We start from the raw sequence: 11,427 nt of genomic DNA, 5'->3' as shown, positions 1-11,427 counted from the left end.
CGTCTTCATATGAAGCGTTTCAGCAACCCCGAGTTCGTCTTCGCCAATTCGACGACCTCGCCGCCGCGGCCGCTGATGATGGCCTTCGCCATGTAGAGCGTGAACCCCTTCATCTGTTCCAGATCGATCCTGGGCGGTACCACGAGTTCCGTACGTGCGGTGACGACGTCGAGCAGGGCAGGGCCCGGATGCGCCAGCACTTCCTTGATTGCGGCTTCCAGTTCACCGGGGTCGGTCACCCGGACCCCGTGCAACCCTATCGTCCGCGCCATCGCAGCGAAGTCCGGGTTGTCGAGAGCGACGCCGGTCTCGATCAGCCCGGCGGCCTTCATCTCCAACTCGACGAAACCCAGCGATCCGTTGTTGAAGACCACCACCTTGACGGGAAGCGCCTGCTGCCGAAGCGTGAGAAGCTCTCCCATCAGCATTGCCAGGCCGCCGTCGCCCGACAGAGTTATGACCTGACGGCCGGGATACGCGGACTGCGCGCCGATCGCCTGCGGCAGGGCATTCGCCATCGATCCGTGGTTGAAGGATCCGATCAGGCGGCGGCGGCCGTTCATCTCGAGATACCGTGCCGCCCAGACCGTCGGCGTTCCGACGTCGCAGGAGAACACGGCGTCGTCGGCGGCCAGTTCGCTCAGGACGCGGGCGACGTGCTGAGGGTGGACCACGCCGCTTCCCGCCTTGCCGTCGGCGAGTTCGTCCAGCGCCTCGCGCGCCTTCGCGTAGTCCTTTCGGGCGGCTCGGAGGAACGATCCGTCGCGCTCGCCGGCGATATGGGGAAGCAGGGCGTCGATCGTCGGACCGACGTCTCCGATGAGACCCAAATCGATCCCCGTCCGGCGTCCGAGGTTCTCGGGCCGGAGATCGATCTGGGCGACCAGCGCGTCTTCTGGGTAGAACTGCCGGTACGGAAAGTCGGTGCCGAGCATGAGCAGCATGTCGCACGCCTTCATAGCGTCGTAGCCGGACGAGAAGCCGATCAGTCCGGTCATTCCGACGTCGAACGGATTGTCGTATTCGACGAACTCCTTTCCGCCAAGCGCATGCACGATCGGGGCCTGCAACGCTTCGGCGATCTTCAGCAGTTGCGCATGCGCCGTACGGCACCCACGACCCGCGAGGATCGTGACGCGGTCGGCGTTGTTCAGCATGGCGGCCAAGGCGTCGATGTCGGCGGCCTGCGGAACCACGGTCGCGGCCGACGGCAGCAGCGCCCGGTCCGAGCGGGCGCGTCGTCCGACAACGGGATGAAGTCCGACGTCGCCCGGGATCGACACCACCGAGACGCCACGATGTCCGACGGCCGCCCGTATCGCCGTATCCAGCGTGCGGGGCATCTGGTCGGCGTTCGAGATGGTCTCGCAGTAGACGCTGCACTCGCGGAAGAGCGCCTCCGGCCGGGTCTCCTGGAAGTAGTTCGAGCCGATCTCGGCACTGGGCACCTGAGCGGCGATCGCCAAAACGGGTACGCGGGTGCGGTTGCAGTCGTACAGACCGTTGATGAGGTGCATGTTGCCCGGGCCACAGGACCCGGCGCAGACCGCGAGCTGGCCGGTCAACTGTGCCTCGGCGCCTGCTGCGAACGCGGCGGCCTCCTCGTTGCGGACATGGACCCATTCGATCTTGCCCTGCCTCCGAAGGCTGTCCGTCAAACCGTTGAGGCTATCGCCGACGACGCCGTATATCCGCTTCACGCCCGCGAGGTGAAGAGTCTCCGCAAACAGGTCTGCGACGGTACAGTACATGGCGATCTCCGGAATGCTGAGATGTCGAGCGTTCGCCCGACGGGGTGGGGCGTGCTGGGCCGCGCGAATGTCGTACCAGCTTGGGGAAGGGGACTTGTCGCGTCGGGCAAGCCGCGTCGTTCGTTCACGATCGTGAGGGCGAGTGAATGCCGACGTCCTTTGGCTCCGTCCGGATGCCCTGAACTCCAGGCATCCGAACGCAGCGCCGTAAGTGATCAGGCGCCGCCGACGCCTTCTCCGACGAGCTTGCCCGGATCGACCACCCGGTCGAATGTCGCCTCGTCGACCTTGCCCGATTTCAGCGCCGCCTCCTTCAGAGTCGAGCCGTCCGCGTTGGCGGCTTCGGCGATGTGGGCGGCGTTGTCGTAACCGATCACCGGCGAGAGAGCCGTCACCAGCATCAGCGACTCGTTCACGGACGCGTCGATCCGCTCACGGTTCAAGGTCGTGCCTTCGATCGAGTAGGTGCGCATCTTCTCGCACATGTCACCGAGGATCCGGGCGGAGTGGAGGACGTTGTTGATGATGATCGGACGCATCGCGTTCAGCTCGAAGTTGCCCTGGCTGCCTGCGAACGCGACCGCGTTGTCCTCCCCGATCACCTGGATGCAGACCATGACCATGGCCTCGCACTGTGTCGGGTTGACCTTGCCCGGCATGATCGAGGACCCGGGCTCGTTCTGGGGCAGCAGCAGTTCGCCCAGGCCGCAGCGGGGGCCGGATGCAAGCCAGCGCATGTCGTTCGCGATCTTCATCAGGGAGACGGCCAGACCGCGCAGCGTCGCCATGGTCGCGACCATCGCGTCGAGAGAGCCCTGCGCGGCGAACTTGTTGGGTGCCGTGATGAACGGCTTGTGGGTGAGGTCGGCGATCGCTTCGGCTATCTCGATCGAGAAGCCCTTAGGCGAGTTCAGACCGGTCCCTACCGCGGTGCCCCCTGCGGCCAGCTTGTAGAGTCCGCCCATCGACGCCCGGACTGCGGCGATCGCATCGCGGACCTGCGTCGCGTAGCCCGACCATTCCTGCCCAACGGTCAGGGGCACGGCGTCCTGAAGATGCGTCCGGCCCGTCTTGACCACGTCCATCCACTCGTCGCTCTTGGCCTCGATGGCGATCGCGAACTTCTCCGCCTGGGGAAGCAGGACCTCGTCGAGTTCGAGCACGGTCGCGATGTGCATGGCCGTCGGGAACGTGTCGTTCGACGACTGTCCCATGTTGACGTGATCGTTGGGATGCACGGGCGTCTGGGTTCCCAGTTCGCCGCCGAGCAACTGGATCGCGCGGTTGGAGAGGACCTCGTTGACGTTCATGTTCGACTGCGTGCCGGACCCGGTCTGCCACACGTACAGCGGGTAGTCGTCGTCCAGAGCACCCGCGATCGTCTCGTCGGCTGCGCGGATTATCGCATCCGCACGCCACTGCTCCAGCCTTCCGGCCTTCGCGTTCACCAGCGCGGCCGCCTTCTTCACGTATCCGTACGCATGGTAGACTTCCTTCGGCATCTTGTCGTTGCCGATGGAGAAGTGCTTCAGGGAGCGCTGGGTCTGTGCACCCCAGTACCGATCCGCAGGAACCATGACCGTCCCCATGGAGTCGAACTCCTTGCGTTCGCCCGTCGCCTTCAGCCCGATCGGGAGTTCCTTCATGGAAGGCGTTTCCGACGTCTGAGGCTTCTTCTCGGCGGTGGAATTGGTCACTGGTCTGCTCCTTTTCATGCTTCGAGATGATCGCGTCCGGACAAGGGGTCGCCCCGCAGGGCATGGCCGGCAGTCACGTTCAATCGTATCGATGAACGTATCGCATCGTTAGTCAGCGATCTCTTGGCAACAACAACGCCTCTAGTAACGAGTAGTTACGGAGCTCCTATGTATCGGATATCCAGAACTTGGATAAACCGAACACTTTAGTCTGAGCGTATGGCGATCCTCCAACAAAAGAACTATTGCCGTTGGCAGCGGTATCAGGGGTTTGTTGTATGTCGGCGTTGCAGGATCATGATGTCGTGGGGCTGATCGGGGATGCCGTGATTAACCTTCACGGCAACGGACAGCAGACCGACGAGACGGTCAGATCGGTCGAGCGCCTCGTTCGGCACTACGACGCCGACATCGCCGTCATGCCGCGATGGGGCGAGGTTTCGCTCCGCGAGGGACCTGGCGCAGCCGGTCGCCCGATCGCGCTGCTGGACGTCACTCCGTCGAACGTCGGGATGAACCGCGTCCTGGCCACCAGCAGGGTCATCGATGCGGCGATCGCTGAACGGCTACCGAGTACGGAGGTGCGGGCTCGCCTGAAGACCGTCGGAGCGATGCCGCCCTCGTCAAATCACCTGTTCGCGTTGGCGTGCGCGACCGGAGCGGTCGCGTTGTCGGTCACGTTCGGCGTCGAACACCTTCCCGCGGTCATGCTCATGTTCGTCAGCGCCGGCGCCGGCGGATATGTCCGGCGCCTGTCATCGCGATACGGGGCAAACGCCTTCGCGCAGGCGTTCCTGGCAGCTCTCCTCGCAGGATTGATCGGTGCCCTGGGGGTGCGCCTCAACATCAGTTCGGACCTCAGGCTGATAGCCGTATGTCCCTGCATGGTGATCGTGCCCGGTCCCCATCTGCTGAACGGAACGCTCGATCTGCTCGCCGGCCGTCTGCCGCTCGGGGCTTCGCGACTGCTCTTCGCTGCGCTCATTCTGCTTTCGATCAGCGCGGGGCTCCTGGTCGGTCTCAGCGTCTGGGACGTGTCGCTGCCGGCGGCACCAGTGGGGCGAACGGTCGCCCTATGGCCGGTCATCATCGCGGCCGGCGTGGCGGCCTCGTGCTACAGCGTCTTCTTCTCGATGCCCCTGCGTCTGCTCGGCTGGCCGATCGCGACCGCAATGGCCGTCGACGGCGTGCGGTGGCTTGCGATGAGCGAGCTGCACGTCGGACCTGCCGGAGGTGCCGGCATCGCCGGTCTGGTCGCGGGAACACTGTTGGTGCCCGTCGCCCGACGGCATCGGATCCCGTTCGCGGGCATCGGATTCGCGTCCATCGTATCGTTGATGCCGGGGGTGTTCGTGTTCCGAATGATGGGCGGGCTGACGTCGCTCCAGTTCGCCGATCACGCGGCAGCCGTCCCGATACTGGAAGGGGTGGTGGCCGACGGGTTGACCGCGCTTCTGATCGTGGCTGCGATGACGGTCTGCATCGTCATCCCCAAGCATCTCTACGACACGTTCTGGCCGAGCGCGCCTCGATGAGCGACACTCTTGTCGCGGCTTCGCAGCCGTCGGATCTTCCGGTGACGCCGCAGAGCCTGCCTGCCTGCCTTGGCTTCGTCGCCGGCATCGTCGACGTCACGAGTTGGTTGACGCTGGGCGGACTCTTCACGGCGCACATAACCGGGAACCTGGTCGTGATGGCAGCGGACGCTCTCAACGGACGTCCCATGCATCCGACACAGGTGCTCGCCGTTCCGATGTTCATAATCGTGGCCGCTGTTCTCGCGATCATCGTCCGGCGCAGGCGAATGGAAGCGGGCAAGATCCAGGATGCCTTCCTGATCCTCCAGTCGGTTCTCCTGACGTTCGCCGCGCTCGTCGCGTTCGCGGCTCGACCTTCGCTCGCGCCTCTCGCTGCGGAGGCCGGGATCGTCGCGATGCTGGCCGTGGCGGCGATGGCCTCCCAGAACGCCCTGCTCCATCTGAGCACCAAGCCCTCGCCGACCACGGCCGTGATGACCGGCAACATCGTCGCGTGCACGCTCTCGCTGGTCTCGATCGTCATGTACCGCCTGTCGGACTACGACGCCGCCAGGAAGCAGTGGCACGACACCTGGCCGGTTCTAGCAGGCTTTCTTCTCGGTTGCATCGCAGGTTCGGTTTTCGTCCACTTCTGGGAGGACGGCGCCTGGATCGCCGCTGCCGTCGCTTCGATCGCGTCCGCCGTGTGGATCCGTACGGTCCGTAGGCCATCCTGATTTTCCAACACCCTGCATCGCAAAGGAACGAACATGACTGATTTGCCGCCACCGCCGATCACGTCCCAGGAGATACGCATCGTGGACGCGCAGGGAAAACCGCGCATCCTGATCTCCGCCAAGGACGGTACGCCGACGATCGTGCTCCTTCGCGCGGACGGAGAGACGGGCGCGAGCGTCGCTTTGGACGTGGACGGTCGGCCTGCGGTCAAGCTCTCCAATCCGGTAGCCGGAGGCCCGGTCGCGGCGCTGGAGATCGACGACAAGGGCGCGCACGTGAAGTTCGACCGGAAGGGTGGCGCCTCGGCGTACCTGTTTCTCAACAACCTGGGGGGATCGGGCGTCGTGCTGATCGACCCGGCCGGCAAGCGACGTCTGGACGCGATCGTGGCTCCCGACGGAAAGACGACGATCGAGCGGGTGGGCGACGACGGAAAGGCGCTGCCGTAATCGTTGCAGCTCGCAACGTTGAACTCGCCCTGACCTAACGGGTGCGACTTTCCCTATTCTTGATCCCGAGGGGAAGGGCAGGTTGGCAGGAACGCCCAAACCCGGACGCTCAGGTGATAAATCCAACTACCGAAAGCGGTCGCTTGTTCAGCTTGTTTTTCCCATCGACTTTTCCAAGCCGCTATTTCGGAACCGGGTAGTCTGGAACCAGTATTGGGAAAGCAAAAATTTCGCCGACTGTCTTATGGCAAGTCATGCAAATATTCCTGGCGATCGCGCAGTTGACGAATGTAAGAAGGTGGTGAACACGGACTGTTAAAGAAGATTGCCGTTGTTACGTGAGATGGTAGATGTAGTATAAGCTTATCTCAGATGTTTGGATCGCCATGGACCTTGATAAACCAAAAAACCTCCTAAACGCAGATGAGATTGATCAAGTTATCAATCATTTGGCTGGCGCGAAAAAGTACGGGGATCCTAGACAGGTATGGGTCGAAGACGGACATGTCTTTGTCGAGGGACACGACGGAGAGATCGTCTCAATGACGCCAGCGGTGGCGATCAAAATGGGACGGTTGCTAGGCGAGGCTGGAGCCGCCTCGCTGATCAACAATGTGATGGACGAAAGAGCTGACAAGTAGGTGTATGGGCCAATACGGACCTTCAGTACTATTCGAACTAGCGCTTCCACGGAGAAATCGTTGGGTTACTCCATCGAGTATGGATATTCGAGCGGCATTGCCCGTTAATGACACCGTGGGCGGAGCCGCCTCCATAACAGGCGCATGTCCGGCGTTGTTCGAAAAGGCTGTCTTGCGCGTGAGAACGCGTAAACCGCGTTGGCTCTGTTCCGCATCATAAACGTGCGGAAAGGCAGTAACGGGACGGGGAGGTTTTCAGGCCTCCCCCCTTGGCTTGCCGTCGGACCTTTCGGAAAGAGATCTGCCGAACGGCTATCGCCAGCGCGTTGGTCGGTATAGCGTGGCCATTGAACTTTAAGGCGCGTTGATGGCTGAGCTATCGAATTTGAGATACGCAGTGGAGATCGCCGATATCGGCTTGCCGCGCGCGTGGACAACGGTGGCAGTACGCTTGTCGATCCAGGGAGCCCTACTTGAGCTGCGCCTTTGTCGGCGCGAGGTGGGTTCGAGGGCTTTTCGGATACTCGATCGGCAGACCGGCGAACCTTACGCCGAATGACCGTACCCGATCGAACGGCACCTATCGAGGACACGTCGCCCGAAAGCCGCCCGTCCGCTTTCCTTCCCATTCCAGAAACTCGGTCGGTCTATGGGAACGATCATGTTCGAGCGAGAAGCCGATCATGGCGGCGCTCGCGGTATTCATCATCCGTTGCCGAGTAAGCCTTCGCTGCCGATACGTATCGCCAATCAACTTCGTGGCGCCTAGCACGTTACCATGACCCAGAAACCCCTTGTCGGACGCGACACTCGCGTCTGCATGTCCCTCTCGGCCCGTCCGGGTAATTTCGGTTCGCGCTTTCACAACCGCCTCTACGAGGCGTGTGGGCTGGACTTCATCTACAAGGCGTTCAGCACGACCGATCTCGTCGCGGCAATCGGCGGAATTCGAGCGCTGTCCATCCGCGGGTGCGCGATCTCGATGCCGTTCAAGGAAGCGGTTATTCCGTTGATCGACGAACTGGACCCATCAGCAGCGGCCATCGACAGCGTGAACACGATCGTCAACGATGATGGGCGGTTGGTCGGCCACAACACGGACTACGGCGCGGTACGCCTGTTGATCGCAGATATCGATCCGGCGACGGACTTCGTGCTGCGGGGTTCCGGCGGGATGGCCAAGGCGACAGCGGCGGCGTTTCGGGACGCCGGGTTCGGCAAGGGTACCCTCATCGCGCGAAATGAGAAGGCGGGACGCGAACTCGCCGACCTGTACGGTTATGACTGGACGCCCGAGCCGACTAGAAGCGCGAAGATCCTCATCAACGTGACGCCGATCGGTATGGACGGCGGCGATTTGGCGGCCTTGCCCTTCGAGACAAGCGCGATCGAACAAGCGGACATCGTGTTCGACGTCGTTCAGTACCCTGCCGAAACCGCGTTCCTGCGCCTCGCGCGATTGGCCGGCAAACGCGTCATCACCGGCGCGGACGTAGCCGTATTGCAGGCCGTGGAGCAGTTCGTGCTCTACACGGGCGTCCGCCCCAGCGAGACGCAGATAGCGGACGCTGCAACGTTCGCGCGACTATGAAGAACGACGCATTCTCTTTCCGCGATCCCAACCCAGGGCTTTGGACCGTTATCTGACGATCCGTCCCGTCCCTTGGACCTCTCCATTTGGCGGTCCGCGAGCAGATGGGTCAGCTTCGTGTCTTCGTCGGACCGATTGGGATGTGCGCGTCAACAGCCCAGCGCTTCCCGAGCCGTTCCGGCTCACGCATCGTCGAAACGCCTTCCATTGCCGCTCTGGGCAAACGTGGTTCCAGCCCCCGACATCTAACGATCCGCGGTGCGTGGGTAAGAGGTACCGAACTCGCGTACCGCCTGACTGATGGCCGCTCCGACCTCGCTTGCGACGGCATGTCCGTCGAAGGTCCAGTCGGGATCGGTGGGACCGTTCGTCCGAACCTGCCGATCAGGACCCATCTCATGACGGATTTCGTCGACGTCTACGCCAGTCAGTTCGTTGACTCGTTCCGCGATCATTCGCCCGAGATCCTCGAGGCTCGGATCCCCGATCACGCTGCGACCTTGCGGACCGATGCGGGATGCAGTGCGCAGCCGATCGTCGCGAGGAGGATCACGGTGCCGGCGACCGCCAACGGCGCGACGAGACCGAACGTGAAAAGCAGGCAGGCGCCGATCGCCGCGCCCACGAAGATCGCCACGACGGCGGCGATGCGTCTCCGCCAGTTGGTGTTGGCACCACCCGCGACGCTGGAGTCGGCACCGAGACCGGTAAACGTCATCGTCAGCACGGTGGTGGTGAGATCGGCCACCTTCAGCTGCCGGATCGTGCCGTTGCGGTACCCCATGGCGACGCCGGTGAGAGCGATGATCGCGAACAGTCGCGCCTGAGGCGCCTGGGTCGCGACGTCGAAGTCGATCGCGACGATCGCGGCCGCCCAGAGCAGGACCGCCTCGATCGACGCGGATACGACGAGCCAACGCCGTTCGGTCCGACCGACATTCGCCTTGCCCATGCGTCCGGCGATGACCGCCCCGACCAGGAAGCTTGCGATCGCGGCCAGAAACGGGAGAACCTTGAAGCCCGGCGCGCCCGCCGCGGCGAACCCGAGGAACACGACGTTGCCCGTCATGTTCGCGGTGAAGACCTTCCCGAGACCCAGGACGCTCGCCGCGTCGACGAGGCCCGTAGTCGTCGAGAGGAGCAGCAGAAGCGGTATGCGCGGATCGAACGGCGCAGCGGCGGTAACGGTCATGGTCGTCTCCATTCAGAGTCGCGTGAGGTGGCGTCGCTCAGAACCGGAAGTTGCTTTCCAGCCCCAGCATCGTGATCGTCTTTCCGGATCCAGTGTCGCGAATGAACTGGCCGGGCGGGAATGCGGACAGCGAGGTCGACAGTTCGAGTTCCGGCGTCACCTGCCAGGCGAGTGTCGCCTCGACCTCCTTGCCGATGAACCGGGCGCGCGACGTGCCTGGTGCGCGGATCAGGTTGCCGGGGATGTCGTACACGCCGTCGCTGAGCGAATAGCGCCAGTACGCCGCGCCGGCGAGGCTGGCCGAAACCGTCTTCGTCAGCGTCATTCCGACACGCGGATTGACGCTGACGATGTTGGTAGGGCCGACCGGGGACAGCTCGCCGAAATACTTGCCCTTGGGGAACAGCGCGTTGAACGTGCCGAGGCTATCGTCGCCGCGGTGACGGTCGCCGCTCACCACGTTGAACCGCAGGACCGCGTCGGGGGCCAGCGGCGCGTCCGGGAAGCTGCGTCCGACCTCGGTGCCGAGCGTCCACGCCGCGATCGGTCCGCCGGCGAACCGGCCGAACTGGGCGATGCCCTCGATGTTCCAGTGCCAGTCCGAGGCCCTGCCGAACGACCGAGCGCCGATGCTGTGCCGCACCTCGCGTCCTGCACGGAGGCCGAAGACCGCCGCCGTGTTGCGATATCCGATGTAGTAGAGGTCGAGCCCGGTGTCGCCGTCACCGATGGTGGCATAGGCCGCCCATAACGACTTGCTCCGCGAGCGCCGATCATCGAGCGTCCCGCTGCCGGGCTGGACCGGGCGGACGGCCAGCAGGCTGACGGTCGCGCCGTTCAGGGAAATGAGCGACCGGAGCCCGTCGAACGCCAGCGGGACGTTCGGTCCGTAGCGCGTCCCGATCAGGCGCTCGGTGCCGAGCGAGATCATCTGCCGACCCGCGCGCACCGTCACTCCGGTGTCGTTCATCGCGTTGGTCGCAGCGCCGCCGAGACGAACGTCGAAGAAGCCCTGCAGGAGGTCGACGCGCGTCTGGTCGATCGGGCTGGCGGACGGCGATACACCCACTGCATAGGCAGCGATCGGCTGCACGAAGCCGCGAACGCGACCGATATGGAGATCGGCGTACGGCATCGCACGGAGCCACAGGTAGCCGTCGTCGGGTGCGGGACCGCCGCCCCAGAGGTTGTCGCGATACGCTTCGTCACGCGCGCGCAGTTCGATGCCCGTCGTCAGATACGCGTCGGGTGAGATCGGGATGTACTTGAACCGCCCCGTCCAGGTCTTGGCGCGTTCAGCGGCCTCCGCATCCACGCTCCAGTCCTCGTCATACCGGGTGATCGTGAGCGTCGGTGGCTGCCAGGCCTCCGTCGATTGCGCTTCGGCTCGTCCGGCGAGCGCGAGGGCAAGGAATGCGAGCCTACGCACGACGGTTGTCGCGCTCCGCCACGATGGCCGCGAGCACGAACCCGCCGATGAGTCCGAGATGCTCGAAGAACGCGTTGGTCGCCATGAAGCGCTCCTGACCCATCGGCATCGACCAGAAGGCGTTCGCCGTGAATGCGGCGAATAGCGTGAACGCACCCAGCATTCCCGCACCGAGCCAGACGAAGCGCCCCGAGAGGATGAGAAGCGGGCCTATGATCTCGACGACGATCGTCAACGCCGCCCAGAAGGCGGGCGGCACCATTCCGAAATGCGCCTGCTCGGCGACCGCGGCGGACCAGTCGGTCGCCTTGACCACCCCGCCCAGGAGATAGGCGCCGACCAATGCCAGCCGGGCGACGAAGCCCGTCCAGCGCCACTCGAGTATCGCATCGACGAAGCGGGGTTCAGCGGACGGGGTCATG

The 11,427-nt window shown here is 63.8% G+C and carries 10 protein-coding genes; 5 read left to right on the top strand and 5 right to left on the bottom strand.

Annotation, left to right across the window (positions count from 1 at the left end; translation table 11 throughout):
- Window positions 1–5: 5 nt before the first annotated feature.
- Together poxB and fumC are read right to left on the bottom strand one after the other, a co-directional pair.
- Window positions 6–1,751: a ubiquinone-dependent pyruvate dehydrogenase gene (gene poxB / locus H8S47_RS09640; RefSeq protein WP_187503658.1), complete on the bottom strand. Its 1,746-nt coding sequence runs from the start codon at window positions 1,749–1,751 to the stop codon at window positions 6–8.
- Between the two features lie 215 nt (window positions 1,752–1,966).
- Complete coding sequence (gene fumC / locus H8S47_RS09635) at window positions 1,967–3,397, bottom strand: class II fumarate hydratase (RefSeq protein WP_214655022.1); 1,431 nt, start codon at window positions 3,395–3,397, stop codon at window positions 1,967–1,969.
- Window positions 3,398–3,726: 329 nt separating this feature from the next.
- Here fumC and H8S47_RS09630 point away from each other — a divergent pair, with 329 nt between their 5' ends.
- The 5 genes from H8S47_RS09630 (at window position 3,727) to H8S47_RS09610 (ending at window position 8,384) form a co-directional block, all read left to right on the top strand.
- Window positions 3,727–4,983: a threonine/serine exporter family protein gene (locus tag H8S47_RS09630; protein ID WP_187503656.1), complete on the top strand. Its 1,257-nt coding sequence runs from the start codon at window positions 3,727–3,729 to the stop codon at window positions 4,981–4,983.
- A gap of 41 nt (window positions 4,984–5,024) precedes the next feature.
- A complete protein-coding gene (locus H8S47_RS09625) occupies window positions 5,025–5,702 on the top strand; it encodes a YoaK family protein (RefSeq protein WP_187503655.1) in 678 nt (225 codons plus the stop codon).
- 33 nt (window positions 5,703–5,735) lie between these two features.
- Entirely contained in the window at window positions 5,736–6,152 is a 417-nt protein-coding gene (locus H8S47_RS09620) for a hypothetical protein (RefSeq protein ID WP_187503654.1), read from the top strand.
- A gap of 386 nt (window positions 6,153–6,538) precedes the next feature.
- The gene (locus tag H8S47_RS09615) at window positions 6,539–6,793 is read left to right on the top strand and encodes a hypothetical protein (RefSeq protein ID WP_187503653.1); all 255 of its coding nucleotides are present in this window, start codon (window positions 6,539–6,541) and stop codon (window positions 6,791–6,793) included.
- Between the two features lie 778 nt (window positions 6,794–7,571).
- Window positions 7,572–8,384 (top strand): shikimate 5-dehydrogenase, encoded by an 813-nt coding sequence (locus H8S47_RS09610; RefSeq protein WP_187503652.1) that lies wholly within the window; start codon window positions 7,572–7,574, stop codon window positions 8,382–8,384.
- Between the two features lie 487 nt (window positions 8,385–8,871).
- Here the strand turns inward: H8S47_RS09610 and H8S47_RS09605 are convergent, their stop codons facing one another.
- Genes H8S47_RS09605 through H8S47_RS09595 form a run of 3 tightly spaced genes read right to left on the bottom strand, consistent with a single transcriptional unit; the run spans window position 8,872 to window position 11,426 of the window.
- On the bottom strand, window positions 8,872–9,576 hold the full coding sequence (locus H8S47_RS09605) for a YoaK family protein (RefSeq protein WP_187503651.1): 705 nt from the start codon (window positions 9,574–9,576) through the stop codon (window positions 8,872–8,874).
- Window positions 9,577–9,613: 37 nt separating this feature from the next.
- Window positions 9,614–11,005: an alginate export family protein gene (locus tag H8S47_RS09600; protein WP_187503650.1), complete on the bottom strand. Its 1,392-nt coding sequence runs from the start codon at window positions 11,003–11,005 to the stop codon at window positions 9,614–9,616.
- Window positions 10,998–11,426 (bottom strand): DoxX family protein, encoded by a 429-nt coding sequence (locus tag H8S47_RS09595; RefSeq protein ID WP_187503649.1) that lies wholly within the window; start codon window positions 11,424–11,426, stop codon window positions 10,998–11,000. The genes H8S47_RS09600 and H8S47_RS09595 overlap by 8 nt, the downstream gene beginning before the upstream one ends.
- Between the last annotated feature and the right edge of the window lies 1 nt (window position 11,427).

Origin of the sequence: Sphingomonas albertensis, assembly GCF_014358075.1 — a bacterium.
Lineage (GTDB): Bacteria > Pseudomonadota > Alphaproteobacteria > Sphingomonadales > Sphingomonadaceae > Sphingomonas > Sphingomonas albertensis.
Note: the sequence above shows the minus strand (reverse complement) of the source record. Positions and strands in the feature narration are given on the sequence as shown.

Coding starts and splice junctions, on each gene's coding strand:
- poxB (WP_187503658.1), bottom strand. CDS start 1,751: ATGTACTGTACCGTCGCAGACCTGTTTGCGGAGACTCTTCACCTCGCG.
- H8S47_RS09615 (WP_187503653.1), top strand. CDS start 6,539: ATGGACCTTGATAAACCAAAAAACCTCCTAAACGCAGATGAGATTGAT.
- H8S47_RS09605 (WP_187503651.1), bottom strand. CDS start 9,576: ATGACCGTTACCGCCGCTGCGCCGTTCGATCCGCGCATACCGCTTCTG.
- H8S47_RS09630 (WP_187503656.1), top strand. CDS start 3,727: ATGTCGGCGTTGCAGGATCATGATGTCGTGGGGCTGATCGGGGATGCC.
- H8S47_RS09620 (WP_187503654.1), top strand. CDS start 5,736: ATGACTGATTTGCCGCCACCGCCGATCACGTCCCAGGAGATACGCATC.
- fumC (WP_214655022.1), bottom strand. CDS start 3,397: ATGAAGGAACTCCCGATCGGGCTGAAGGCGACGGGCGAACGCAAGGAG.
- H8S47_RS09610 (WP_187503652.1), top strand. CDS start 7,572: ATGACCCAGAAACCCCTTGTCGGACGCGACACTCGCGTCTGCATGTCC.
- H8S47_RS09595 (WP_187503649.1), bottom strand. CDS start 11,426: ATGACCCCGTCCGCTGAACCCCGCTTCGTCGATGCGATACTCGAGTGG.